The sequence below is a fragment of the Cutibacterium avidum ATCC 25577 genome (genome assembly GCF_000227295.1).
Classification (GTDB): domain Bacteria; phylum Actinomycetota; class Actinomycetes; order Propionibacteriales; family Propionibacteriaceae; genus Cutibacterium; species Cutibacterium avidum.
On sequence record NZ_JH165054.1, the window covers coordinates 962638 to 989412 of the forward strand.

Here is a 26775-nt window from a genome sequence, read left to right on the forward strand (position 1 = left end):
GCGGCGAGGACGCATACGTCACCATTTCCCGATGACCCCCTGGAACCACTTCTCCGCCGCCACGTAATCCTCATCGCTGAAGCCGCGGATGACGTCAGGGCCCTCAGGCGACGCAAGACCCCTTGTAGAGCCGTTTGGATAGGACCCGAGGAAGATCACCTGACGGCTGATCCGGTACAATCCCTTGAGCGCAGCAGCCATCCTCCCATCCGCGACGTGGCCAATGGCATCAATGGAGAAGCAGTACTCACCGAGACGATCCTTGGTTGGCCTCGATTCAATTCTCGACAAATTAATTTTGCGGAAAGAGAACTGCTGCAGGATCTCCAACAAGGCACCTGGGTGATCGCTCGGGGGAACGACGACAACAGTGGTGCGATCATCCCCCGTTCGAGCAATCATCTGCCCACTTCTCGCAACCAAAATGAATCTCGTGACGGCATCCGGATTGTCCGCAATTCCCTGTGCCACAGCTGTCAATCCGTACATCGTTCCGGCAACTTCGGCGCAGACGGCGGCATCGAAACGGGACCGTGGATCCGACACCTCCTTCGCCGCGGAGGCAGTCGACCCACCCTGGGTGATTTCGGCGTGCTCCGGGAGGTTGGCGGCAAGCCAGTCCCGGCACTGATTCGCGGCATGAGGGTGGGTCACGACGCGACGGATCGACGACAACGACGTCCCAGGTCGAACGTAAAGATTGAATTGCACCGGAATGACGACCTCGCGAACGATTTGCAAACCACCCAGAGCAGCGAGAGTGTCCAAGGTCGCACTCACACCACCCTCGACGGAGTTCTCAATGGGAACCAACGACGCCTCGACGTCGCCATCGACAACGCCCTGCAATGCGGCGCCAACCGTCGCATACGGGCGAGCGTCGACGCGGCCGAGAGTCTTGAGGGCCTGATGGGTGAAAGTGCCTGCGGGGCCGAAATATCCGTACACGCCGTCAGACTATCCACGTGGTCGTCACAGTGGCCCCGACTCCGTCAGGCGGGCATTTCTCGCAGCCGATCGAGGAGCTGGACGCCATTCCACGCCGGATCATCGGGACTCGTCCACTGCGGAGCCGGACGATCCAGGGCATCATCAAGAAGGTCAAGGTATTCCGCCCGGTCAACCTCGGTGACGCCGAGACTGGCCAAGTGCGGGGTGCTCCATTGCACGTCCAGCAATCTCGAACCGAGTTCACACACCAACCTCAACAGAGCAGTCTTTGAGGCGTCGCGCCCGTGTCGAGGGTCGTGGAACATCGATTCCCCACTGAACAATCCGCCCACACTGACGCCGTAGAGCCCGCCCACGAGGCGGCCCTTGTCGTCCCAGGTTTCCACCGAATGAGCCCAGCCTCGCTCATGGAGGTAGCCATACGCCTCGATGACGCGGTCATCGATCCAGGCGTAGGGGCGATCCGGGTCAGCGCATCGTGTGATGACGTCACCAAAGGCGCGATCGACGGTCGTCGTCTGGTGCTTGGTCGTCTTGCGCAAACTGCGAGCGACCTTGAGATGACCGGGAATCAGAACACCTCGATACATGGGAGACCACCACGCTGTCGCCCCCTGGAACTCCGGGGGCACCTCCTCGTCAGTGATGGGCATGGGAAAGACACCCTCATGGAGTGCCGCCAGCACCAGGTGGGGACTGAGAGCCCCGGTGATCGCGATGAGGTCATCGTCAGGCCATTGATCCGGATCTCCGAAAAGCTCTGGAACCGTCACTGACCTGGCCTCCTGTCGTCGCCGCGGGTCCATTGTCCACCCTCACCACGACATCGAGCGCGAACGACAACAGAGGCTTACCTGACGAAACCCCCACCCCCTGCTATTAGGTAAGGCTTACCTTTGCTAGAGTCTCGTCTGCTCATGTAAACGCACGAGCAGATATCTCACACAACCTAGGAGCCAGGCTCATGAAGTCCTCCATCCTTCGATCGGCGGCTGCCGTCGTCGCAGCATTGACCATGGCCGCCGGCATCGGTGGCTGTTCCACCGAGAAGTCCGACTCTGGATCCGGCGATTCCAGCAAGAAGGCTCTCAACGTCGTTGCCTCCACCGGATACCTCGGAGACGCCGTCCACAACATCGCCCCTGACGCCAAGGTCAAGGTGCTCGTCAAGCCCGGCGGCGACCCCCACACCCAGGAGCTCTCCACCGGTGACATCGAGGCCATCGAGAAGGCCGACGCCGTGGTCTGGACCGGCCATGACATGGAACACCACATGATGGACCACTTCGACAAGCTCGGAAACAAGCAGGTCCCCGCCGCTGAATCCATCCCCAAGTCTGATCTGCTCCCCTGGGAGGAGGACGGCAAGATCGAGGGCCACGACCCCCACGTGTGGAACTCCCCCGACAACTGGAAGTACGTCGTGACCGCCACCGCCAAGAAACTGGGCGAGATCGACAAGACCAACGCTGACACCTACAAGAAGAACGGCGAGGCCTACAACAAGAAGATCGATGAGGGGAAGAAGAAGGCCGGCGAACTCTTCAACCAGCTCCCCAAGGATCGCCGCATCCTTGTCACCGGTCACGACGCCTTCAACTACCTCGGCAAGACCTACGGCATCGAGATTCACGCCACCGACTTCGTCTCCTCGGAGTCCGAGATGAGCGCTGCTCAGATGGACAACCTCGCCAAGCTCATCGCCGACAAGAAGATCAAGACAATCTTCCAGGACAACCTCAAGAACCCTGAGGCCATCAAACACCTCAAGGAGGCCGTTGCCGCCAAGGGTGGATCCGTGACCGTTTCCGACAAGCCGCTGTACGCCGACTCCCTCGGCGAGAAGGCCCCAGTCGACACCTACCTGGGCGTCTTCCAGTACAACGCCGAAACCATCACCAACGCCCTCAAGTGAGCGCAACGGTGTCGCCCATGAGCACGTGGGCGGCACCTGTCCACAAGGAGAAGCCAATGTCCTCACCCAAATCAGCAGCCCTCGAGGTTGACGACCTCACCGTCGCATACCAGGACAACATCGCTCTGTCCCACACCAGCCTCAGCTTGCCCACAGGTGAGGCCTTGGCCCTCCTTGGCCCCAATGGGGCTGGTAAGTCCACCCTCATGAAGGCCATTCTCGGACTCATCCCCACCCTCACCGGATCCGTCCAGATCTTTGGGAAGCCCCTCAACCAGATGCGTCGCCACATCGGGTACATGCCGCAGGCCGCTGACGTCGACTGGGATTACCCGGCGACGGTGGGAGACGTCGTGGCTCAAGGAACCTTCGGGAGGCTCGGGTGGTTCAAACGTCCCGGAACTGCAGAGAAGCAGATCGTCCGGGAGTCGCTGGAGACCGTCGGCATTGCGAAATATGCCGACCGGCACATCACTGAACTTTCCGGTGGACAGAAACAGCGGACCTTCATGGCACGCATCCTGGCCCAGCATCCCGACTTCTTGTTCATGGACGAGCCCTTCGCCGGGGTCGACGCCGCCAGCGAACGCACCCTGATGTCAGTTCTTGACATGCTCGTCTCGGAAGGGAAAACACTCGTCATCGTCCATCACAATCTCGCCAGTGTGGCCGACATCTGTACCTGGGCGTGCCTGCTGGCCGAGGGGAAGGTGGTCTCGGTCGGCCCTCTCGCCGAGGCCTTCACCACCGAGACGGTGCACACCGCCTACGGCATCAGCGACGACATCTTCACGGGGGCACGATGAGCGCCCTCGTTCTTGCCGAGATCGTGCCTGCCTCGGAGTTCTTCGGCAGCTACACCTACCGGACGATGCTCATCGGCACGGTCCTCATCGGATTGTTCTCTGGCGGGCTGGGGTGCCTGCTCTACCAGCGCAAGCAGTCCCTGTTGGCCGACGTCATTGGCCACTCCGCGATCGCCGGGGTCGTCGGAGCCTTCATCGTGTCGACAGCGGTGTTCAACGTCAACGGCCGCTCCATGGCCACCTTGACCATCGGCGCCGTCATCTCCTCAGCCCTGGCAGCCCTGCTGGCCAACGTCATCAGCGCCCACTCCCGGGTGAGTATCGACGCGGCGATGGCAATCTGCCTGGCACTTTTTTACGGCGGTGGCATGGTCGGGCTGCGCATCATCGCCCAGTCCACTCTGCCCAACCGCCAAGGGATCAACACCTACCTCTTCGGCAACGCAGCCACTCTGACGACTGAGGACAACATCGTCATCCTCGTCTTCGGGCTCATCGCGGTCGGAGTGGCAGCATTCACCTGGCGTGGGCTGACACTTTTCATCTTCGATCCAGTCTTCGCGACGATGTCCGGATACTCCGGACGGACCGTCTCGACGATTCTGTTCCTCGTGACGACGACATCCATCGTCATCGGGGTCAAGACCGTGGGACTCGTACTCATGATCGCCTTCGCCATCATGCCGGCGGCCGCAGCTCGGTTGTGGGTGCGACACATGCACACCATGATCGTCCTCGCTGCGATCCTGGGAGCGGTCTGCGGAGCTGCCGGCTCATACCTGGCGGTGTGCATGGGCCGGGTGCCGACCGGACCGGTGATCGTCGTCGTGCTGTTCGTCGTGTTCGCCTTCTCGATGCTCTTTTCTCCGCATCGGTCGCTGACCCAGATCCGGGTGTCGCGGCGCCGCGCACTAGCAGCACAGGCAGAGGGGAACTGACATGCCACTCATCACGTCCATCTTACTGTTGGCCATCGTCACGGCTGTCACCTGCTCGGTGCCCGGGATCTTTCTCGTGCTGCGCCACCAGTCGATGCTCGTCGACGCGATGTCCCACGCGGTGCTGCCGGGTATCGCCATCGGGGCGCTGCTTTCAGGGTCATTGAACTCCCCTCTGCTGGTTGTCATCGCCACCCTCATGGGGTTGGTGGTCGTCATTGGTGCCGAGTGCCTGGCCCGCACCGGACTGGTCACTGGCGATGCCAACCAAGGGCTGATCTTCCCGGTACTGTTCTCCATCGGTGTGATCCTGCTGTCGACGGTGCTGGCAGAGGTTCACATCGACGAGTCGACGATTCTCGCTGGCAACATCAACCTGCAGGCACTATCGGTGAATCACATCGTGTTCGGGACGATCGACATCGGCCCCATCACGATGTGGAAGGAGATCGTGGTGTGCGCCATCACCACGATCGTCCTCTTCGCGATGCGGAGGGTGCTCGCGGTGGCGACCTTCGACCCGCAGCTGGCTCGCACCATGGGCCTGCCGGTCCGGCTGACCAACGGAATCCTCATGTGTCTCATCGCCCTCACGGTGGTGGTGTGCTTCGACGCGGTGGGGTCGATCCTCGTCGTCGCACTCATGATTGCTCCGCCGGCCACCGCACTCTTGATGGCGAGGACCCTGCGTCGGATGGTGGGGTGGACCATCGTCCTGGCGGTGGTTTCGGCCGTTGTCGGATTCGAGCTGGCAAAGATCTGGGACCTGGCGACCTCGTCCATGATGTCGGCGGTCTCCGGTGTGGTGTTCCTGGTTGTGCTGGCCGGTACGAACATCGCGACGCGCATTCGACAGCGTTCCCTGGCCAAGAAACCAGCCCCGACCGAGGTTCATCCTCGCGACAGTCGGGCAGTGTCGACCAAGACGGTCCCCGACGCTGTACTGTCCTGACGTCACGCCGGGCGACTGACGATCCTTGTCGGTTGCCCGTTTGTTCGCACGAGCTGGTCACACGGGTCGGTTGCCCGAGCCCGTCGTGCGCGTCAATTGCCCAAGGTGGTCACGCCCACTGCCTGCACTCGTTGACTGCGCGGTAATTTTTGTCAGCCGGGGTCCAGGCCAAGCACTCCGGTGTTCCCTCCCCTATCTCGGCTGACATTTTTCGCACTTGGCAACGAAGGGCCTGCTTTGGGAAGCAAGGGATGCCTCGGGGCTGTGATCCTTGTCCGGGAGGACAGTCTTCGTACCTTCGGCAAGGCCCACGACGAACCACACTGGCCGAATTACACCTGTGTGAGTTGTCCCCAGTTGGTGGATAAACCTGTGGATAACTCCCGGGGGATGCCGGTGTCGGACCCCCCGATGACGGCCTCTCACTCCGTGATACCGAACTCACACATATTTGGCAACGTCATATTTTCATAATTGATGTAGCCTGGCCGCATGGTCAAAGTCCAGCGTCTGGCGCGGGTCCGCGAGGTTCGCCACGACATTCCCAACGTCATCTCGATCGACTTCGAGCCGTGCGACATGCCGCCCATCACCTCGGTCGACGATCACGTCAAGATCGCTCTGCCGTCCGATGGATCCGACCTCCGCACGCCTGTCAGCAACGACTCCCATCCTCTGCTGCGCACGTATACCCGCCGCCGCTGGTCCGATGACGGGTCGTGGGGCATAGATGTCCTGCAGTTCGGGCCCGAGACCAAGGCGGACGCCCATGACGGCCCCGGATCCCAGTGGTCGAAAATCGTCGAGCCCGGGGACGAGGTTGCAGTGAGGGGACCGGGAGGCCACTGGCAGATGCCTTCGGACCTCACCCACTTGCTCGCCGTCGCCGACGCGGTCGCTCTCCCAGCAGTGGCGAATACCCTCGCTGCCCTGCCGGAATCGGCCCGCGCCACCGTCGTCCTCGTCGACGGGCATCACCATTACCCCCTCCCCGAGAACGACCACATCACGATCGTGCCGACTCCCCGCGATCCCGTGGGAATTGTCGCCACCGTCCGAGGCCTTGCCCTACCCGACGACGCCCACACCTTCGTTCATGGAGAGGCCGCGATGGTCCGTCCCATGCGCCGTCATCTGCGCCTCGAGCGTGGACTGCCCAGGGAGAGGGTGCAGCTGTCGGCCTACTGGTTCGCCGGGCACGACGCCGACGGATGGCGCGCCATGAAGCAGGACTTCAACCGCTCGATGGAAGCTGAGTCGGGAGACTGAGGGAGGTTCAACCTGGGTGATCTACGCACACAGCGTCGAGGGCCGGCCTGCTTGAAGCAGACCGGCCCTCGATGCGTCAGATGATGATCAGGCGGTGACCACGTTGGTCAGAATGAGGCCAATCATGACGAGACCCACGACGATGCGATACCAGATGAAGCCGGTGAACTTGTTCGAGGAGACGAACTTCAGCAGCCATGCGATGGAGACGTAAGCCACGATGAGGGAGACCACCGTCGCCAGAATCGTCGGCCCCCAACCAATCGCATTGCCGCCTCCGCTAGCGGCGGAAATGTCACTGGCAGCCGAGATGGTCTCGTAGATGCCGGCAGCCACGAGCACCGGGATCCCCATGAAGAACGACAGGCGAGTTGCGGTCGCGCGATCGAACTTGCGGAACAGACCGGCAGAAATCGTCGCGCCCGATCGGGAGATACCGGGGAACAGCGGAGCCAGTGCCTGGAAGCAGCCAATGACGATGGCATCGACGATGCCGACTTTCTTCATGCCACGGTCGAGGTCCGACTGACGGTCACCCAGCCACATCACGCCACTCCAGACGATGAGGGCAATGGCGACCACCCACAGGGAGCTCAGGGTGTTCTCGATGGCGTCCTTGAACAACAGGCCAACGATGCCCACCGGAATCGAACCCAGGATGATGCCCCAACCGAGAGTGTAATCCGGATCGCTGCGGTCCTCCTTGTGGGCCAGACCTTTGCACCACGCGACGACGATACGCACGATGTCAGACCAGAAGTAAATGATGGCGGCGATGATCGCGCCGACCTGGATGATCGCGGTGAAGGCAGTGATCCCGGCGCCCTGAATGTCGTACCCCAGCAGCTTCTCGACGATACGGAGATGGCCGGTGCTGGAGACAGGCAAGAACTCGGTAATGCCCTCGACAATGCCAAGGATGACGGCGTGCAGCCAGTTCACGGATGAAAACCTCTCGATTGGGGGTCGTGCGGATGCGGCAGGCGCTAATCCACGTCACTGCATCCGGGCTCACACCATAGACGGAGATACCGACAATTCTGCGGTACAAGTACCCGGTCGCCTGACATCAATGACCGTGGTCGGGGCTGAGACATCCCAACTACGACCACGGTCCTCATGCGCACAGCTCCCTCACAGTGGCGACCATGAGCTGCAACAGCATGGGCCCACGCGCATCGTCATGTCATGCGGGCGAACCCCGTATGACATGACGTCATTCAGCGTTCTCGGTGGAATCCACATTGCGAGAGCCGAGCTCGGCGTCCAGCCGAAGCAGGCCTGGGCCGTCGTCCCCGATGAGCTCGATCCGACCGACGATCTCGCCGACGGTCGACTCCTCCTCGATCTGCTCGTCAATGAACCAGTGGAGCAGCGGAATGGCGTCGATGTCGCCGGCTGAGGTGCAGGAACGGTAGAGCTCACGGATGGCCTCGGAGACCTTCTCCTCATGGGCAAGGGCCGTCTGGAAGATCTCGAGCGGGGACAGACCGGGCTCGACCTCGGGAGCTTCGATGGTGCCGATGCGCGGGTGGTTTCCGCGATCGAGGACGTGGTCGATGAACTTGTTGGCGTGAACGATCTCTTCGTCCGCTTGGTGGCGTAGCCACGTAGCCACGCCGGAGAGGTCCTGGGCGTCGGCCTCGATGGCCAGCTGACGGTAACTCATGTCAGCGGTGAGTTCGAGGGTGATCTGATCGTTGAAGGCGTTGACGATGTCATCGGACATGTTCATGTCTCGAGCCTACGAGGGGCACCCAAAAACTCCGGGGTGACGAAGAATGGCACCCCAGATGAAGGGACATCACTGCTGTGAATCTCCCCCACCCGACGCGACAATTTTCGTGCTCACGGGTCACGCGGACTGGATGAATCGGCCTCTTGGACCGGCCCCCTTGCCGCTCTCGGCGGTGAGAGCCCTCAGGGAGAGGCCTGCCCCGGTATGTCATCTGATAAGGCGTCCAAGGCGACGACTGACACTCCTCGACGATTTTCACCGCCGGATCAAGACCACAGGGCGTACGTCTGACCATTCCCGACGCACCAGACGGAAATCCCCATCACCCCGACCTCGAGAGGCACGACATCGGCCAGGAGCTCGACTGCTCTGCCCCGTAGCTCAGGCGGAACCTGGTACCCCATCGTGACGTGGGGATTCCACCACCGTGGCCCGTAATAGTTGAAAGCGGTGACGCCCACCTCGGCCAGCCGACGATGCAGAGCCTCATGGGGTCTCCGGAGCGCCTCCGGAACCCGCGAGGCGCGAAAAACGTCAGCCGCCGCCGGAGAGGAGCACGATTCGGCACCTTCCCCCGGCGAGGTGTCAGAAATCGTCGTGGGGGTGAGGGGGCCGGAGACAGCGGCGGGGACGGGGGCGTTGGTGTCCGACCAGGCGACCTCAGGGCGGGTGACGTCGGGGCGAGTTGGGTGGTGAGGGCACAGCGCCACCACACCGTCAGAATTCGGTAATTGGCACGAGGTCGTCAGCGTCACTCGCTCCGGCCACCCGACGTCGACGAGATCAGAATCGACACCGTTCATGGTCGAGACCGCCGCCACCGTAACGTGGGCAGGCTCGTGCAGCACCGGAATCCCCGCTGCCATGAGCCGGTTCCGAACATCACGAAGAACCTCCTGGGCCTCGTCATCGAGGGTGAGGGACAACGTGTGAGTGAACACAACGCCGGGCTGCCAGTCGCTATCTTCTGTCATACCTCACCCCGATCTTGTTACAAATATGTTACCAATGTCACACTTTTCATCCATTTACGGCATAGTTCCAATCACGATGCCAAAGGAGGCGCCAACGGTGGCAAGTGAAACACAACTGGTCCGTGAAGAACACAGTCTCGGACGGGCTGCACTCAACACCCTCAAAGGGTGCCTGGGAAACCTCGTCGAGTGGTACGACGTCTACACCTACACGGTCTTCGCAACATATTTCCAGAACCAGTTCTTCAGCCCTGAGGACAAGAACTCGCGCATCTACGTCTATGCCGTGTTCGCCATCACCTTCCTCATGCGTCCGCTGGGTTCCTGGTTCTTCGGACGATGGGCCGACCGGCACGGACGTCGCTCCGCCCTCACCTTCTCGGTTCTGGTGATGGCCTTCGCCTCATTGGTTGTGGCGATCCTTCCTTCTCGCGACCAGATTGGTATGTGGGCCGCAGCGCTCCTCATCATCTGCCGCATTGTCCAGGGATTCGCCACCGGTGGCGAGTACGGCACCTCGGCGACGTACATGTCGGAAGCGGCTGTTCCTAATCGTCGCGGCTTCCTGTCATCCTTCCAGTACGTCACCCTCGTTGGTGGCCAGGTCATCGCCCAGGCCGTCCTGCTCATCGAGACCGCGACATTGACCCACGACCAGATCGCCACCTGGGGTTGGCGTATCGCCTTCGGTATCGGTGGCCTCGCGGCCGTCGTCGTGCTCTGGATGCGACGCACCATGGACGAATCCCTCACCGAGGAGCATCTGGAGAACATCCGCACCGGCCTGGACCGCGATTCCGGCACGATGCGCACCCTGCTGGTCGATCACTGGCAGCCGCTGCTGCTGGTCTTCCTCATCACCATGGGCGGCACCGTCTGCTTCTACACCTACTCGGTGAATGCCCCCGCCATCGTGAAGTCCACCTTCAAGGAGCAGGCAATGACGGCGACCACCGTCAACCTCATCGCGCTGATCTTCCTCATGTGCCTGCAGCCGGTCGGCGGCCTCATCTCCGACAAGATCGGCCGCAAACCGCTGTTGGTCTTCTTCGGCGTGGGCGCCATCTGCTACACGTGGGTGCTCATCACCTTCCTCCCCAAGGCCACCAATCCCTTCGGCGCCTTCGGCCTGCTGTTCGTCGGCTACATCATCCTGACCGGCTACACCTCGATCAACGCCCTGGTGAAGTCCGAGCTCTTCCCGGCCAAGATTCGCGCCCTCGGTGTCGGCCTCGGCTATGGCCTCGCCAACTCCTGCTTCGGTGGCACTGCCCCGCTCATCTACGAGGCCTTCAAGGAACATGGCAACGTGACGTGGTTCATCGTCTACGTGACGACCCTGACCTTCATCTCGACCTTGATCTACGTCTTCGGGCTCAAGAACAAGACGGCCACCCATCTCGATCACGAGCAGGGGCACGCCTGGACACACAACGATGAAACGCCCCCACCGGCAGCCCGCTGACCCCCAGTGGCCATGCGGTGGCCCCCGCGCGGCGCACAATGGAGTCAGGCTTCGTCATGACTTTCGCCGGTGGTGACACAACATGAGGGAGGGCACCCACAGGGTGCCCTCCCTCATGTCTGCGTGTGCGTCAGATCACGCGGCAGGAACGGTCTCCACCGTGACGTGACCCTTGATGGCGTCATGCAGCTTGACGCCGACGGTGTGCTTGCCGATGGTCTTGATCGGCTTGCTGATCTCGATGGTCCGCTTGTCGAGGGCGGGGCCACCAGCCTTCTTGACGGCCAGGGCGATGTCGGCAGGGGTGACGGCACCGAACAGACGACCACTCTCGCCGGCCTGGACGGTCACCTGGACGACCAGGTGCTCCAGCTGAGAGCGGACCTGCTCGGCCTCCTCCTTGGAGTTGATCTCCTTGGCCTCGCGGGCGCGGGTGATGTCCTTGATCTGGGCCTCAGCACCGCGTGTCCACTTGATGGCGTAGTTCTGCGGCAGCAGAAAGTTACGGCCGTAACCGTCCTTGACCTCAACGATGTCACCGGGGACACCGAGCTTGGCCACCGGAGCAGTGAGAATGAGCTTCATGTCTTTCTCCCTTCTCAGCGAGCCGTCGAGGCGTACGGGAGCAGTGCGAGCTCGCGGGCGTTCTTGATCGCGATGGCGACCTTGCGCTGATCCTGGACCGACAGCCCGGTGACGCGACGAGCGCGGATCTTGCCTCGCTCAGAGATGAACTTGCGCAGCAGGGCAGTGTCCTTGTAGTCAACCGCGCCGATGTGCACGGTCTTGACGGGGACGACCTTCTTCTTGTTCACAGACTTGCGCTGTGGACCGGCCATTGTGGTGCTCTCCTTCGTGTGAAAGCCCGGCTCTCGCCGGAATGTGCCTTGTCCGTGGCCCCATGCGGGGCACCGAACCTGATGTTTCTTGTATCGATGATGCCGGTGATCGGCGGATCGGATCTCCCGATCAGAGACCTACCGATCAGAACGGGGGCTCATCGGTCTGGGCCGAGGCCCAGGGATCGACTCCGCCGCCGCGGTTGGCATCACCGTTGTTGTAGGACCCCTGGTTACCGGAGTTTCCGCCCCAATTACCACTCTGGCCGCCATTGCCGCCGGACCAGCTGCCCTGGCCGCCACCGGGGTTCCCGCCCCAGGTGCCGCCCTGGCCGCCACCAGCATTGCCACCCCAGTTGCCTCCGCCGGAGGACTGGTTGCGAGCCACCTTGGCCGAGGCGAACCTCAGCGACGGGCCCACCTCGTTGACGTCGATCTCGTAGGAGGTGCGACGGTTGCCGTCGCGGTCCTCGTAGGAGCGAGCCTTGAGGTTGCCGTTGACGATGACACGCATGCCCTTGGAGAGGGACTCGGCGACATTCTCGGCGAACTGGCGCCACACGGAACAGTTGAGGAACATTGCCTCACCGTCGCGCCACTCGTTGGTCTGTCGGTCAAAGGTTCGCGGGGTCGATGCCACCGTGAAATTCGCGACAGGCACCCCATTAGGGGTGAAGCGCAGCTCAGGATCAGCAGTCAAGTTGCCAATCACCGTGATGGGTGTTTCGCCAGCCATGTCACTCTCCGCGGTTCGGGGTTTTGCGAATCAATGGTTCCAGTGTGCCGCTCACCTAGGACAGTCTTCGGAATCTCCCGAAGAACTGAGGCGAACAGCGCGGGTCCTCGATCCTCAGTGGATCTCGGGACGCATGACCTTGGTGCGCATGACCTTCTCGTCGATGGCGAGAAGACGATCCATCTCCTGGATGGTCGCGGGCTCACAGGTCGCGTTGATGACGACGTAGACGCCTTCCGACTTCTTCTGAATGTCGTAGGCCAGGCGGCGCTTGCCCCACACGTCGACGTTGTCGACGGTGCCCTTCTCGTCAGTGATGACCTTCAGGTACTTCTCCATGAGGGAATCGACCTGACGCTCCTCGACGGTCGGATCAATGATGATCATGACCTCGTACTTACGCATACGCTGACTCCACCTCCTCTGGTCTCAGCGGCCACGAGTACATCCCGTGGCAGGAGGGCGAATGCCACCGGTCGGGGTCTGCCCGACCGGCCAGCCGCCACTGTGGACAGCCAATTAAACAGCATACCGGCTGGGTCGTCGTTCTCCGAATCCTCGGGACTCATCGCCGACCGCCTTACCCCCATGGCGCCCAAAATCCATGATCCGCGCAGCGCGAGGCCACTTAGGTTGCCCTAAGTAGTTGGTAACGATTTCATCAATTTCTTCTTCGAGGTCTCGCGCCCACCGGGGCGATCCGACAGAGTTCTCCCCAAAGCGGCCGGAACTACACCCGAGGGTCCGACATACGGGCACCATGTCTGTTGTGCCAGATCTTTGGACAATCTGTCTGCCACGTATGCGAGCCCGGGAGGTCCGGCCGCAGTGTCAAGGAAAGACGGTCACACACATGCGTACATCTCGAGGAGGAGGACTGCTCGCAGGCATTGTTGCGCTGGCGCTAGCAGCTACTCCGGCCGCGATGGCCGCCCCGAGTCCAACACCACCGCCCCTCTCTTCCCCTCCCGCGGCTCAGAAACAGTCCGAGAAGGTCAAGGTCATGGTGCTGTTGAAGGGGCAGCCCTCCGGACGCGGAGTCGAGAAGACCAATCTCGCCGAGCTGAGCCGCACCATCAGTGCCATTCAGTCCAAGGCCCCGATCAAGGTTGACCGCCGATTCGGCATGCTCCTCAAGGGATTCTCGGCCTGGGTGGAGACCTCTGACATCCCCACTCTGGAGGCCCAGCCAGGCGTCACCTCCGTCAAGCCGGTGCGCGCTTACAAGCCGGTCGATGACGACGCCAACCTGGAGACCGGGGCCACCGCAGCTCGCAAGACCGGACTCGACGGACGAGGCACTGTCGTCTCCATCGTCGACACCGGTATCGACATCAAGCACCAGGACATGCGTCTCGACGCCGAGGGCAAGGCCGCCGCCAAGCTCAAGGCTGCTGACGGATTCACCGACAAGGTGCCCTATGGCTACAACTTCGCCGACCGCAACAACAACGCCAAGGACACCACTGCCTCCCAGCACGGCATGCACGTTGCCGGCATCGTGGCTGCCAACGGTGGGGCTGACGCCGACGCCGTCACCAATGGACGCGTCAACGGCGCCGCCCCCGAGGCCCAGCTGCTCGCCATGAAGGTGTTCTCCAACGATCCCGCCAAGTCCGAATCGGCGTACACCGATGACATCGTCGCTGCCATCGAGGAATCGGTGCGACGCGGGGCTGACGTCATCAACATGTCTCTCGGCTCTCCTGACGGCGTGGACTCCGCCGACCAGGGTGAGGCCCTCGCCATTGCCAACGCTCAGCATGCCGGGGTTCAGGTCATCGCGGCCGCTGGTAACGACGGACTGTCGACCTCCACCCGGGGTGACGAGGTCGACGCCCTCGGGCTCCTCGACAATGGTGCCCTCGGCAGCTCCGCCGCTGCCCCGGCCGCCTGGTCGGTCGCCTCGATCAACAACGCCCACAAGATCGTCACTGCTGCGAAAGCCACCTGGGAGGGCGGTTCGGCCGAGGTCGGATATCAGCAGCAGGCTGGCCCCGCCGACCTCGAGGTCCACAAGCTGTGGCCTGCCGGCATCGGCAAGCCCGCCCAAGTCCCGGCTGAGGTCAAAGGCAACTGGGCCCTCATCGAGCGCGGTGAGATCTCCTTCGCCGACAAGGTGAAGAACGCCACCGCCAAGGGCGCGACCGGTGTCATCATCTTCAACAATGCCGATGGCGGGAACGGCATCCCCGGCATGGCAGGCATCGACGGCTCCAAGGTTCCGGTCTCCGGCATGGGCCACGACGACGGACAGAAGCTCGCCGACGTGATGCAATCCGGCAAGGAGGTGTCGATCCAGCTCACCACGTCCAACAAGCTGGTCGACAACCCCGACCCTCTGCTCGCCTCGAGCTTCACCTCGTGGGGAGCCACCCCGGACCTCAACTTCAAGCCTGAGATCGCCGGTGTCGGCGGGTCCGTCTACTCGACCCTCAACGACAACAAGTACGGCGTCATGTCGGGTACCTCGATGGCCACCCCTAACGTCGCCGGACTGTCGGCCCTCATGCTGCAGTCCCTCAGGAAGACCAACCCCGGCCTGTCTCGCGTCGCAGCGGATTCCACCCTACGCACCGCGATGTCGAACACCGCTGAGATCCTCAAGTACTCCAGCGGTGTACCGCTGGCTCCGCGTCAGATCGGTGCTGGGCTCGCCCAGGTTGACCGCGCCACCAAGACCCATGTGCTGGCGACCGTCGACGGCAAACCCAACGCTGCTCTCAAGGAGGTCAACTCAGCCCGCAAGGTCAACATCGCACTCACCAACCTCGGTGACAAGCCGCAGACCTTCACCACCAGCCAGACCTGCGTCATCAACGAAGACCACAGCGGCGACAACCCGCTGACTTCGTGCTCGACCGGGGAGAAGGCCTCCGCCGAGACCAGCACCGTGACGGTTCCTGCCCACGGGACCGCCAATGTTTCCTGGACCATCACCCCGAAGAGCGGTGACTCCCACTGGATCGAAGGCTGGTTCAAGTTCTCGTCCACCGACCCGTCGCAGCCTGACCTGGCCCTGCCGTACATGGGCTTCGTCGGCAATTGGAACGCCGAGAGCATCATCGACACCCCGATCTACTCCAAGACCCCGTCGGTGATGTCGCAGGTCTTTGGTGAGAAGAACCCGCACAAGACCGTGCTGGCCAGCAAGGCCCTCGGCTCGATGACCGTCGAGCGCGGTGTGGGGCACAACTTCTTCTCCCCCAACGGCGATGGGATGCTCGACACCATTTTCGCCCAGACCCTGCTACTGCGTTCCGCCCAGGAGCTCAAGTTCTCCGTCGTCGATGCCAACGGCAAGACGGTCCGCGAGCTTGATTCCGACCGCGACCTGCAGCACATGCTGCTGAACAAGCTCGCTCTCATCTCGACCAACGCCGCCGACAGCGATCCCGACCGGGGTTGGGACGGCAAGGTGTGGGACGCCAAGAAGAGTGCCTTCGTCACTGCCCCCGAGGGTAAGTACACCTTCAAGGTGCAGGCCCGTCTGTCGCCGAACTTCAGCTGGCAGACAGTCGAGATGCCCTTCGTCCTCGACGTGACTGCCCCGAAGCTGGCCACCTCGGTCCGCAGCAACACTGACGGCACCGCCTCGGTCATCGTCAAGGTCACTGACGCCGGTTCCGGCGCCGGCCCGGTCGCCGCTCGCGACGGCTCGGGCACGATGCTGACCGCCGACACCACGTCGGTGCCCGGCTCGACCGTCCTCACCGTCTCGAACCCGGCTGAGGCCAAGTACGTGCAGATCACTGGCGTCGACCGCGCCTTCAACACCACGACCTCCGTCGTCATGCTCGACAAGACGGCCCTGGCGACCCCGGACCCCATCCTCAACGGAGCCGTCGTCAACGCTGAGACCCCCGACTCCTCGAGCTTGTTCCAGATCGAGAACCAGCCCTTCCTGCGCAAGGACAAGACCCTGCCGGTCCGTGGTGTCGTCTCGGCCGAGGTCGCCAAGGTGACCGTCAACGAGATTGACGCCACGATCGACGCCGACCATCACTTCACCGCGATGGTCGGATGGGCCGAGGGTCACAACACCTACGAGATCGTCGCCTACGACGCCGCCGGCAAAGTCCTTGACCGCTCCACGACGTGGATCGACGTCGACCTCAAGGGCCCGCAGCTGACCGCTGACGCCGCTCGCAATTCTCAGAGCCTCGTCACCGTCAAGGACGACGGCACCGTCGACGTCTCCGGCGCCGTCTCCGACGACCAGACCAAGATTGGCGACCAACGTCGCCCGCTGACGGTCATGATCGACGGCAAGAAGGTCCAGGCGAATGCCGACGGCACCTTCAAGGCGACCGTCACACCGGGCAAGTCGGCCACCCAGATCGTCGTGACGGCCAATGACGGGGTGAACGTCACCACGGTCGCCCTGCCTCTCGACCGCCCGGTCACCGAGGACAACGCCTTGCACATCACCTTCGACGACCCGGCCATGGCTGATCCGAACTCCCCGTTCGGCCAGCAGAACGTCTTCCTGGACGGCAAGGACCCCAACATTGGCACCAAGACGAGCCCTCGTACCTACACGCTCTCGGGCACCTTCAACCGTGCTCCGAAGTCCTTCACCATCGAGGGCAAGGAAGTCCAGCTCGATTCCAAACTGCACTTCTCCGTCAAGGTTCCGATCAACCAGGGTCTGACCAAGATCGGCTACACCGTCACCGACACCACCAGGGGAGCCAAGACCCTCGAGAGTGCATGGCGCGTGTTCTACGACAGCCGGATCCCCAGTATCCAGCTTGATCGTCCGCGTATCGCCGAGGACGGCGCCATCTACGTCACCAAGCCGTCGCAGGACGTCACCTTCGCCGGCCGAGTGTGGGACAACGCCTTCGGTTACAACCTGGCCATCAACGGCAACATCGTCAGCAACTTCACCAACATCTGGGATCCGGGCGCCACCATCAACAAGCGCGGATTCTCCGAGGATGTCACCGCCTCTGATGGCGACCGCATCCTGTTGGGTCTCTACGACCTCATGGGCAACCGCCTGGAGCAGATCATCCCGGTGATCAGCGATGCCGACGCCCCTGACGTCGAGGTTGCTGGCGTCAAAGCTGGTGACGTGGTGTCCGAGCCGACGACGATCACCGTCAAGGCTTCTGACGCTCACCTTGACAACATGAAGGTGACTCTGGACGGCAAGCAGGCCGCCTTCAAGGCCACGAAGGTGGTTCCCGCCGAGGGTGCCGAGGTTGCCTTCGAGGGAGAGCCGGACGACACCGGTGCCACCGCGCCGTCGATCTCTCCGTCGACTGAGGCCTCCGCCGCTCCGTCCGCCAGCGCTCCGACCACTGGCTCGGCTGTTCAGGCTGAGAAGGTCGCTGCCAAGGCCGCTGCTGCTCAGGAGACTGTCGACGAGGAAGCCGCCAAGGGTGACGCCAAGCCGCCCAAGACCGGTGAGGGCTACACCCAGCTGACGGTCGAGCTATCGACCAAGGACCTGTCTGCTGGCGCGCACCAGCTGGCCGTCACCGCCACCGACCGCGCTGACCGCCGTACCGACGTCGCCGTGCCGTTCACGGTGGACGCTGCTCCTCGAATCGAGGGACCGGCTGCCCTGGTCGTCAACCCCGATGGAAACGTCCTCGACCAGATCCGCGACGCCTACAAGGTGGTTGACGATCTCGACGAGAACATCGTTGTCAACGCCAACCTGAGCGGGCTCGTCATGGACCAGGCCGTCCCGGTTGTCCTCACTGCGGTCGACTCGGCTGGCCACGTCGTCACCAAGACCGTGCAGATCACCATGCAGCGTCCGGAGCGGACCCTGGCCGGTGAGTGCGGGACGATGAGGGGCCGCTTCGCCAAGGGTGACTCGATCTCGATCACCTGCCGCGCCGACGACAATGGAGACGTCATCGTCACCGTGAAGAACGCCGGACCGGCCGTCGCCGGAACCCTCACCCTGAACGTGCCGACCGATCGCAAGATCCTCGTTCTCGAGAATGGCAGGGTCATCGGCACCGCGAAGGGTCAGATCGTTGACGGCAAGGTCGTCCTCAACTCCCCGTCGAAGATCACTCTCAACTTCGTCGCCACGAAGGCCGACCCGGGTGACACCCAGCCGACCATCCCGGGCAGGACGAAGCCGGGACACGACACCAAGCTGGGTCATGGCACCAGGCCGGGTAACAACGGTTCCAAGACCCCACACCGCCATTACCAGCTGCCCTCCACCGGTGGTGACCCCGCCACTGGCCTGACCGGTCTCGCCGGACTCGTCGGGATGGGAGCGCTGGCCAGCATGGCAGTTGTAGTCATTCGCAAGTCGCGTCGCTGACGCCTGGCAACACGTCGCCCCCTCACCTGTTGGTGAGGGGGCGACGTTCGTTGCGGGGGTTATTGAAAGGGCTGAGATCGAGGCCTGTCGTGGGGCTGTCCCGCCAGGGGTTTGATGACGGTGCGCCGCAGCGGCGACGTGTCAGCGGCCGCGCGGCGGGCCGGGAATGAGAATTTCCCCGCCAGCCCGCCATGCGCGCAGGCCCGATGCGAGGAAGTCGCAGGTGTAGCCCTTCTCCCGTACCCGGTCCACCAGGTGACCGGATCGGAAACCGGTGTCGCACACCAGGACGAATTGCGGATCGGGTTCAGCCAACGGGTCATCGCCATAGACTGCGGTGAACGGGTCGGCGATCAACTCCTTGGGACTGACGAGCCGCGACCCAGGGGCGTGGCCGGCCTCATATTCGCGAGGAGTCCTGACGTCGACGAGAACTCCTCCCTTGGCGAGGATGTTGAGGACGTCGGGAAGCTCAAGGCCTCCCTCGGCCATTCCATGATTCATCAGCAGGTCGCGCAGTCCCATGTCTGCACAGTCTAGGGAAAAGTGACCGAACGGTGATTCACACCGTCTCGTACTGGGTGGCGACTCACCCGATGGCGAAAAATCCCGGCATGGCAGGGCCCGGGAAGCGTCAATGCGCGTTCCCCGGGCCTGCTGACGAAAATGGTCACTCTCTGCTCGACGCTGTCTGTCGACGAGCGGGCTGTGGCTCAGGCGTTGATGCCCTCCAGTACCGCGCGAACCTCCTGCGGAGTCGAAGCCGACATCAGACGGTTGCGGAAATCAGCCTTGACGAGATTCCGTGCCAGGGAGGCCAGGATACGCAGGTGCTCGTTACCAGCTGCGGCCGCGGGAACAGCGATGAGAAAGACGAGGTTGGCCAGGGAACCGTCCGGGGCTCCCCAGTCCACTCCCTCGTCGCTGCGAGCAAAGGCCAGGGCCGGACGATCGACGCCATCACACTTGCCGTGCGGAATCGCGATGCCGTCACCCAGACCGGTGGTTCCGACATCCTCACGGGCGCGGACGGCCTTGAGGAGCACATCGCGGTGGACCAGCGCACCGCTGGCACCGATGAGGTCAACCATCCTCTCGATGGTGTCATTCTTGTTCCCTGCACTCAGGGACAGATCAATCGATCCTTCGGCGAGCAGATCTGCAATCGTTGCCATGTTGTTTCTCCTAACGATGTCGTTGTGGGGTCAAGGTCACGCCGCGACGGCACGTTCCTTCTTCCGAGCTGCTGCTTTCTTGAGGGCCAAGGACATGAATGCCGTCACCAGGGCACCGATGATGATCGCGGCGAAGAAGCCGAGGATGGGGCTGCACGCGCCGAGTACGCCGACGATCGGTCCGCCGTGCATGACGACGTCGTGCACCCCGAACATGCCGGCCAGCACAGCGGCGACGGCTCCACCCACCATGTTCGACGGGATGACACGGGCCGGGTCAGCTGCGGCGAACGGGATGGCACCCTCGGTGATGCCGAACAGACCCATGAAGAGAGCGGCAATACCGGCGTCACGCTCCTGCTTGGTGAATAGATGACGATCAATGAGGGTGGCCAGGCCCATGCCGAGCGGGGCGACCGGGATGGCGGCTGCGGCCAGACCCATGACCTTGCCCTGGTCGACGGCGATCATGCCGCCGGCGAAGAGGAAGGCCACCTTGTTGACCGGCCCGCCCATGTCGAAGCTGACCATGAGGCCGATGATGATGGCGAGGATGACGATCGAGGAGGTCGTCATACTGGCCAGGAAGTTCGTCAGGCCGTTGAACAGGGCCGCCAGCGGGCGGCCGAGCACGTAGACGTAGAGCAGCGAGACGACCGCGGTGCCGAAGATCGGGATGATGAGAATCGGCACGATTGGCTTGACGTACTCATGCCACGGGATCTTTCGCATCCACTTGGCGACGTAACCGGCGATGATGCCGATGATGATGGCGCCGATGAAACCAGTATTGAGGCCGGTCTTGGCGCCGTCAGGGGCAGTCGTCGTCAGGTAGGGGAACTGGTCGCCGCTGTTGGCGATGAAACCGGACACCATGCCGACGACGAGGCCGGGACGGTCAGCGATGGCCTGAGCGATGAAACCGGCGAGCACCGGAATCATGAGGGAAAAGGCCAGAGTTCCAATCTGCAGGATGGTCTGCCAGAAGCTGCCCTCGGGGACGGCGACGCCGCCAGCAGTGGGTTTGCCGCCGATGCCCAGGGCCAGGGCGATCATGATGCCGCCACAGACCACGAAGGGGATCATGTGGGAGACCCCGGCCATCAAAGCGGCGTAGAGGGTATGCCCGACGGAACCCTTGTCGTCCTTGCCGGGCTTGGCAGGGGTGACTCCAGCGGAGACCTCGGCGGGCTCGGTTTCGAGGTCCTCCTTGGCCCCGCCACGAACGGGGGCGGACAGGGCCTTCTCCATGAGCTCGGCCGGACGAGCGATGCCGTCCTGAACACCGGTGACGAGGACGCGCTTGCCGTCGAAGCGGGACAGGTCGACCTCGGTGTCAGCCGCGATGATGACAGCATCGGCCTCACGGATGTCCTCGGCGGTCAGCTCGTTCTCGACGCCGATCGACCCCTGGGTCTCGACCTTGATCTGGTCACCGGCTTCCTTGGCCGTCTCCTCCAATTTCTCGGCTGCCATGTATGTGTGGGCAATACCGGTCGGACACGCTGTGATTCCAATGTATTTCTTCATCGTTCTCCTTGATGTGGGGGTGCGCTCGCCCGTCTTTGTCGGGCACTGGGATGACACATCGTCGTCGGCACCAATGTCCGACGTGATCAGATCCGTCAGGCAACTGGGGCTCTCCACACCACAACGAGCGGATTCCCACGAATCTCCTCACCAGACCAGGCACGTTCGGTCATGCTACCTGCCGCCCCCTGCACGATCCCCATCGACCTTGAGCTGTCCTCGAGCCGAGTTCCCCCGGGACCCCACCAGCACGCGGTGAGAGCCTCCCGGTGACAAAAATCTCCGCCTCACCAGGCACCTACGCACTGGAGTGCCTGGTCCGTGCCCGTACTGACGAAAAACGCCAAGGAGAACCGACGGATAGGTCAGGCTCCATCACGGCTTGCCGATCCGCTGGTGACCTTCAGCCCTTTCGGGTGCGATCGGAGGTCACGGGCCTCTGGACATATGTCGCGTCGACTCTGGCAGCTCCTTTCTCACCATCAGGACGATGGAGAAAATCACTCCAAGGATGAAGGTGATGTGGGGAAGGGACCCCGCGAGACGTCCTCGGCGCGCCTTGGGGCGTCCTGGGCCAGGAATACCGACGAGGTTGACAGGCCCAGGCCGATTGCGACGCCGATGAAGGAGATGGCAACGAGAGGTCTTGTCATTGGGGGTAAGGGCAAAGGTGTCGGAGAGGAACACCATGGCCACGTTGAAAATGGAGAGGTTATAGCCATCAATGAACTCTCTGAATGCAATGAGAGGGGACGACCACTTCTTGATGAATCTCGCGCGATCTTCACCCACATAGATCGCGCCGGTCGAGTTGTGGTTCGTGGCGGATGGACTCCTTCATCTCGAGATACGCACGTCTAGAGATACGCAGCGCTGCGCGTCGCAAGCTAAATTATCACGCGATAAAATCGGCAATCGAATGGCCCACAGAAATATGATCGTGACATATGCCCCGATGAAAGGGTCACCGAGCCGACGGGCGCAACCTGTTCCTCACCTGCGGATCAAGAATCTCAGCGGGGGCTCGATTGGCGCGCACCAGCCGCGCCATGACAACGAGGTCAGGACGAATTGAAGAGTAGAAATGGAAGTATCCAGGGCAAAGATAATTCTGCCCCTCTTCGCCATCAATCGAGGTCATGAAACGATTCTTGGGACACCCACCCTGACACATTCTCAAGTGCGGACACCTGCGACATTGCTGGGTCAGCTGAAGATTCTTCTTCTTGGAGAATTCTCGCATCGTGTCCGTTGAGACCAGCTCCGCGAAGGACTTCTCTCGAATGGACCCAAGACGCCAATCAGGCTCAACCCAGTGATCGCATGCATAGACGTCTCCATTGAATTCCATGGCTACGTTGTTGCCGCATTGCGGGGCATGAACGCACACCGGGTGAATGCCGAACATGGCCGACAGCGCAGCGTCAAGATCCTGAATGAACACCGCCCCGACGTCATGCTGAACCCATTCCTCGAAGATCTCGGTGAGGAACTGACCATAGGCCCCTCCTGGCGATAGAGCAGCCGCTCGCCGGACGCCGTCCGCCATCCCGCCTCAGCAACTGGAAGATCCTTGTCGTTCACCCTCTCGACGATGGGGATGAACTGCAGGTACTGAGCCCCTAAATCATCACGGAAATGCCGATAAATCTCGACCCCTGAATGCTGATTGGCGGCATTGACGGTGCACAAGATGTTGGTCAGAACTCCCGCTCTCTGCAGAAGACGGTATCCGCGCGCAACCATGTCATAAGTGCCACGTCCACCACGGTTCTTGCGGTACGCATCATGGAGATGGGCCGGGCCATCGATGGACACACCGACCAAGAAATCTTGCTCAGCCAGGAAAGCCGCCCATTCTTCATCAATGAGGGTGGCATTCGTCTGAATGGCATGAGTCACCTTCTGACGCGGTCGCCTGTACTCGTCAGCAAGTTCAACAACCCGGCGGAAGAACGGCAGCCCCCTCAACGTCGGCTCGCCGCCCTGCCACAACATCATGACCTCACCGTCGTTGCTGGCAGCCAGGAACTCCACGATGTAATCGCGCAAGGTGTCGTCGTCCATCTGCTGACGCGGCGCGTCGTACAGCAACTCCTTCGACAGGAAGAAGCAGTACTCACAGTCCAGATTGCATGCTGCACCTGTCGACTTTGCAACCACTGACAAGGGCAGACGCTGACGTACGAAGGGCCTGGAGCTGCCCTTGGCCGATGCGTGGGGTGCCATTATTCCCTCCGCTGTCTTTTCACACGCGCCAACACCGGCAGGACAGCATGCCCGCTCGTCACACCGATTTACCACGCGAGCTGTGGAGAACTCAGTCCTTGGAGTTCTCCTTACCGGCCTTCCGACGCACCGCGATCCTGCTGTACATCTCCTCGACGATCTCGGTGAATCTCTTCTCCACCTCACGACGTCGCACCTTGAGGGTCGGTGTGAGCAGGCCATTGTCCATCGTGAACTCGTCCCACAGCACCCGTAGGTCACGGATCTGTTCCTGGTGAGGCAGCTTCTCCGTGATCTCGGCCACACGACGCCGAATCTCCTCGGCCAGCTCCTCGGATCGCAGCATCTCCGGCCCGGTCATCGACGAGATGTGCAGCCTCTCGGCGATCTCCTCCACCTGAGGCAGAGACGGCTTGACGAGCAGGGTCAGGCACGGACGATTGTCGCCCAGCAGCACCGCATGCTCGAAGAGCGGATCCTTCATGAGGGAGTTCTCGATCGGCTGCGGAGAGATGTTCTTGCCATTGAGGGTGACGATGATGTCCTTAAGCCGATCGGTGATGACGAGGAAGCCGTCGTCGTCGATGTACCCGATGTCGCCGGTGTGCAGCCAACCGTCCTCGATCGCCGCAGCCGTCTCCTCCGGGGCCTTCCAGTACCCCTTCATGATGTTCGGTCCGCGGTAGAGGATCTCCCCGTCGTCAGTCGTCGACATCCGGCTGCCCACCAGCGGCCTACCGGCAGTGCCGAACTTGCACCCACCAGGGGAATTGAAGCTCACCAGTGGGGATGCCTCAGTCAGGCCATAACCCTGGCACACCAGCAGACCGCACGCGGCGAAGAATTCCTCGACCTCCTTGCGTAATGGCGCACCACCGGCCGCCAGCACGGTCTTGGGCCCTCCGACGGCGTCACGAATGGCCTTCAGGACGAGACGATCGGCCACCTTGTGTCGTGCTTCCAGCGAGACGCTGGGACGACGTCCGTCCTGCTTGGTCTGCCACCACTCGCGCCCGACCTCGAGCGACCACTCGAAGATCTTGAGCTTGGCGGGCGAATCGGCGACCTTCTCCCGCGCCACCTTCATAACCTGCTCATAGAGTTTCGGCACCGAGACGAAGAGGGTCGGACGAACCTCTGCCAGCATCTCCGAGATCGTCTTGGGATTCGGCACGAAGGTGTTGAGGCAGCCGTGTCGGATGACCACCATCGACCAGCCCCACTCCAGGGCGTGCGACAGGGGAAGGAAACTCAGCGAGTGGTCGGCCGGGGTGAAGTCGAAGAAGGCGTCAAGAGCCTGCAACTCAGCCAGAGCTGCACGATGGCTGATCATGACTCCCTTGGGCTCCCCGGTGGTCCCCGAGGTGTAGATGAGGGCGGCGACGTCGTCGGCGCATGATTGCCTCATGCGCTCCTCGACGACGGGCTGCATCTCCTCAGAGACCCCAGCCTGGCGGACCTGTTCCAAGGAGAGCACCGTCAGCCCATCGTGATCACCAACGCGATCAGCTGGGTCGATCAGCACGACAGTCTCCAGGCAGGGCATCTGGTCCCGTGCTTCGAGAATGCGATCAAGCTCCTTGGGTCCAGCGGTGACGATGACCCGAATTCCAGCATCAGTGACGATGTGGACGATCTGGTCGGGAGTTGACGTCGGGTAGATCGGCACCGGGACGACGCCGATCGTCATGCCCGCAAGATCAGCCTCGATCCACTCCGGGCAGTTGCCGGCAAACAGGGAAATACGATCCCCCCGCTGCAAGCCATCCTCGGTCAGCACCCCGGGGGTGACGAATGCTCGCGCCAAACCAGCAACGCGTCGACCCGTCTCAGCGTAGGTGCGAATGATCCACTGGCCATCCTGACGAACCCGAGTCGCGGGACGAAAACCATGGTTCGCTACCGTGCCACGGAACATGTGGGCAAGGTGATTCTCGACGAGACTCTCGCCCGGTGTCGGCTGGCCGAGAAGTTCCCCGGCTGGGTCGCGTTCAGCCTTGTGGAACTGATGTGTGCTCGATGTCATGACCGTTCCCCCTCGCCGGTGTAGACCTGACACCCCCATCGTAATGTTCTCTGATCGTCCGACGCAGGTAGCCCTCACAAGCGCTCCCGCAGCCAGTCGATATCGCGCGCCTGACCCTCGGCATCCCCCGGTGTCTCGACGACGACCGGAGCGTCCGCAGCACGGATGACGTCGACGAGGGCGTCGGCCCCGCACTCCCCCTCACTCAGGTTGGCGTGGCGATCCCGTCCGGAACCAGCCGGTCCTTGCGAGTCATTGGCATGCACGAGGTCGATCCGACCCGTGATTCCACGGACGTCATCAACCAACGTCGTCATGTCGAGACCAGCCGCGAAAGCGTGACAGGTGTCCAGACAGAACCCGACATTCTCATGACCTGACGCGGCACCGATGGCCTCCCAGGTCCCTGACAGTCTCTCCAGGAAGCGAGCCATCGCGTTGTCCCCGCCAGCGGTGTTCTCGACGAGGAGCGGCACCGGGAACTCGAAGCCGTCGATGGCCTTGCGCCAGTTGTCCTGCCCCTTCTCGATCGGCTCCCCGGCGCGTACGTGACCACCGTGGACGACGACGCCTGTCGCCCCCACCTCGGCGGCGGCGTCAAGGGTCTGCTGCAACAGCTTGCGGCTGGGAATGCGGATGCGGTTGTTGAGGGAAGCAACGTTGATGACGAAGGCCGAGTGCACCACGAGCTTCAACCCGGCTTCCTCAGCAGCCTCCTTGAGGGCTTGGGCACCTCCGGGAAAGCCGCAGACCGGCTTCTTCCAGGACTGCGGGTCCCCCAGGCTGATCTGGGCGATGTCGGCTCCGCGTGCTGCCGCCTGTGCCACGGCGTCGGCGGTGTCGACATGACCGCCAATGATCCACTTGGTCATGCCAACACTGTGCCACGAGGAACCGACCGTTCCGTGACTGACGCTGTTCGCTTTAGCGGAAC

Annotated in this window: 23 protein-coding genes and 2 pseudogenes; 8 read left to right on the top strand and 17 right to left on the bottom strand. The window is 62.4% G+C overall.

The genetic code is table 11. From position 1 onward, the window contains the following. Positions 1-18 precede the first annotated feature (18 nt). Together pheA and aat are read right to left on the bottom strand one after the other, a co-directional pair. The gene (gene pheA / locus HMPREF9153_RS04340; RefSeq protein WP_004809749.1) at positions 19-948 is read right to left on the bottom strand and encodes a prephenate dehydratase; all 930 of its coding nucleotides are present in this window, start codon (positions 946-948) and stop codon (positions 19-21) included. A 44-nt stretch (positions 949-992) separates the two neighbouring features. Next, positions 993-1724, bottom strand: coding sequence for a leucyl/phenylalanyl-tRNA--protein transferase (gene aat / locus HMPREF9153_RS04345; RefSeq protein ID WP_036979596.1), 732 nt, complete (start codon positions 1722-1724; stop codon positions 993-995). Positions 1725-1915: 191 nt separating this feature from the next. Between aat and HMPREF9153_RS04350 the strand changes: the two genes are divergently transcribed. From HMPREF9153_RS04350 to HMPREF9153_RS12665, 6 genes and pseudogenes are all read left to right on the top strand, one after another. Then, the gene (locus HMPREF9153_RS04350) at positions 1916-2866 is read left to right on the top strand and encodes a metal ABC transporter substrate-binding protein (protein ID WP_004809753.1); all 951 of its coding nucleotides are present in this window, start codon (positions 1916-1918) and stop codon (positions 2864-2866) included. Between the two features lie 56 nt (positions 2867-2922). After that, the gene (locus HMPREF9153_RS04355; RefSeq protein ID WP_036979597.1) at positions 2923-3672 is read left to right on the top strand and encodes a metal ABC transporter ATP-binding protein; all 750 of its coding nucleotides are present in this window, start codon (positions 2923-2925) and stop codon (positions 3670-3672) included. After that, entirely contained in the window at positions 3669-4610 is a 942-nt protein-coding gene (locus HMPREF9153_RS04360; RefSeq protein WP_004809755.1) for a metal ABC transporter permease, read from the top strand. Before HMPREF9153_RS04355 ends, HMPREF9153_RS04360 begins: the two co-directional genes overlap by 4 nt. Position 4611: 1 nt before the next feature. After that, positions 4612-5562, top strand: a complete 951-nt coding sequence (locus HMPREF9153_RS04365; RefSeq protein ID WP_004809759.1) for a metal ABC transporter permease — start codon at positions 4612-4614, stop codon at positions 5560-5562. A 579-nt stretch (positions 5563-6141) separates the two neighbouring features. After that, positions 6142-6348, top strand: a pseudogene (locus HMPREF9153_RS12660) (siderophore-interacting protein); the annotation flags it as partial. Between the two features lie 66 nt (positions 6349-6414). After that, positions 6415-6831 carry a siderophore-interacting protein gene (locus HMPREF9153_RS12665; protein ID WP_231097140.1) on the top strand — a complete coding sequence of 139 codons (417 nt, stop codon included), beginning with the start codon at positions 6415-6417 and terminating at the stop codon, positions 6829-6831. An 87-nt stretch (positions 6832-6918) separates the two neighbouring features. Here the strand turns inward: HMPREF9153_RS12665 and HMPREF9153_RS04375 are convergent, their stop codons facing one another. The 3 genes from HMPREF9153_RS04375 to HMPREF9153_RS04385 form a co-directional block, all read right to left on the bottom strand. Further along, on the bottom strand, positions 6919-7773 hold the full coding sequence (locus HMPREF9153_RS04375) for an undecaprenyl-diphosphate phosphatase (RefSeq protein WP_004809763.1): 855 nt from the start codon (positions 7771-7773) through the stop codon (positions 6919-6921). Between the two features lie 274 nt (positions 7774-8047). Further along, on the bottom strand, positions 8048-8566 hold the full coding sequence (locus HMPREF9153_RS04380; RefSeq protein WP_004809767.1) for a ferritin: 519 nt from the start codon (positions 8564-8566) through the stop codon (positions 8048-8050). A 269-nt stretch (positions 8567-8835) separates the two neighbouring features. After that, positions 8836-9543, bottom strand: a complete 708-nt coding sequence (locus HMPREF9153_RS04385) for a hypothetical protein (protein ID WP_004809770.1) — start codon at positions 9541-9543, stop codon at positions 8836-8838. Between the two features lie 97 nt (positions 9544-9640). On the opposite strand from HMPREF9153_RS04385, the gene HMPREF9153_RS04390 reads away from it, so the two are divergent. Beyond that, a complete protein-coding gene (locus HMPREF9153_RS04390) occupies positions 9641-11008 on the top strand; it encodes an MFS transporter (RefSeq protein WP_154647470.1) in 1368 nt (455 codons plus the stop codon). 135 nt (positions 11009-11143) lie between these two features. On the opposite strand, the gene rplI is transcribed toward HMPREF9153_RS04390, so the two are convergent. The 4 genes from rplI to rpsF form a co-directional block, all read right to left on the bottom strand. Next, on the bottom strand, positions 11144-11593 hold the full coding sequence (rplI, locus tag HMPREF9153_RS04395) for a 50S ribosomal protein L9 (RefSeq protein WP_004809776.1): 450 nt from the start codon (positions 11591-11593) through the stop codon (positions 11144-11146). A 14-nt stretch (positions 11594-11607) separates the two neighbouring features. Next, complete coding sequence (gene rpsR / locus HMPREF9153_RS04400; protein WP_004809778.1) at positions 11608-11847, bottom strand: 30S ribosomal protein S18; 240 nt, start codon at positions 11845-11847, stop codon at positions 11608-11610. Positions 11848-11992: 145 nt separating this feature from the next. Continuing rightward, the gene (locus HMPREF9153_RS04405; protein WP_004809779.1) at positions 11993-12583 is read right to left on the bottom strand and encodes a single-stranded DNA-binding protein; all 591 of its coding nucleotides are present in this window, start codon (positions 12581-12583) and stop codon (positions 11993-11995) included. A gap of 114 nt (positions 12584-12697) precedes the next feature. After that, positions 12698-12988, bottom strand: a complete 291-nt coding sequence (gene rpsF, locus HMPREF9153_RS04410) for a 30S ribosomal protein S6 (RefSeq protein WP_004809781.1) — start codon at positions 12986-12988, stop codon at positions 12698-12700. 448 nt (positions 12989-13436) lie between these two features. On the opposite strand from rpsF, the gene HMPREF9153_RS12940 reads away from it, so the two are divergent. Further along, complete coding sequence (locus HMPREF9153_RS12940; RefSeq protein ID WP_370882826.1) at positions 13437-18881, top strand: S8 family serine peptidase; 5445 nt, start codon at positions 13437-13439, stop codon at positions 18879-18881. 141 nt (positions 18882-19022) lie between these two features. Here the strand turns inward: HMPREF9153_RS12940 and HMPREF9153_RS04420 are convergent, their stop codons facing one another. The 8 genes and pseudogenes from HMPREF9153_RS04420 to HMPREF9153_RS04450 form a co-directional block, all read right to left on the bottom strand. After that, entirely contained in the window at positions 19023-19406 is a 384-nt protein-coding gene (locus HMPREF9153_RS04420) for a rhodanese-like domain-containing protein (RefSeq protein WP_004809785.1), read from the bottom strand. A gap of 188 nt (positions 19407-19594) precedes the next feature. Beyond that, complete coding sequence (locus HMPREF9153_RS04425; RefSeq protein WP_004809787.1) at positions 19595-20056, bottom strand: PTS sugar transporter subunit IIA; 462 nt, start codon at positions 20054-20056, stop codon at positions 19595-19597. 36 nt (positions 20057-20092) lie between these two features. Further along, positions 20093-21586 carry a PTS fructose transporter subunit IIC gene (locus tag HMPREF9153_RS04430; protein WP_004809789.1) on the bottom strand — a complete coding sequence of 498 codons (1494 nt, stop codon included), beginning with the start codon at positions 21584-21586 and terminating at the stop codon, positions 20093-20095. A 964-nt stretch (positions 21587-22550) separates the two neighbouring features. Further along, the gene (locus HMPREF9153_RS12675; protein WP_238993165.1) at positions 22551-22727 is read right to left on the bottom strand and encodes a hypothetical protein; all 177 of its coding nucleotides are present in this window, start codon (positions 22725-22727) and stop codon (positions 22551-22553) included. Positions 22728-22745: 18 nt separating this feature from the next. Next, positions 22746-22994 (bottom strand): annotated as a pseudogene (locus HMPREF9153_RS12680) (SPASM domain-containing protein); the annotation flags it as partial. Further along, positions 22940-23749, bottom strand: coding sequence for a radical SAM protein (locus tag HMPREF9153_RS12685; RefSeq protein WP_238993164.1), 810 nt, complete (start codon positions 23747-23749; stop codon positions 22940-22942). The pseudogene HMPREF9153_RS12680 and the gene HMPREF9153_RS12685, both read right to left, overlap by 55 nt. Positions 23750-23906: 157 nt before the next feature. After that, positions 23907-25841: an AMP-dependent synthetase/ligase gene (locus HMPREF9153_RS04445; protein WP_004809798.1), complete on the bottom strand. Its 1935-nt coding sequence runs from the start codon at positions 25839-25841 to the stop codon at positions 23907-23909. Positions 25842-25915: 74 nt separating this feature from the next. Further along, on the bottom strand, positions 25916-26713 hold the full coding sequence (locus HMPREF9153_RS04450; RefSeq protein WP_004809799.1) for a deoxyribonuclease IV: 798 nt from the start codon (positions 26711-26713) through the stop codon (positions 25916-25918). Positions 26714-26775: the final 62 nt, after the last annotated feature.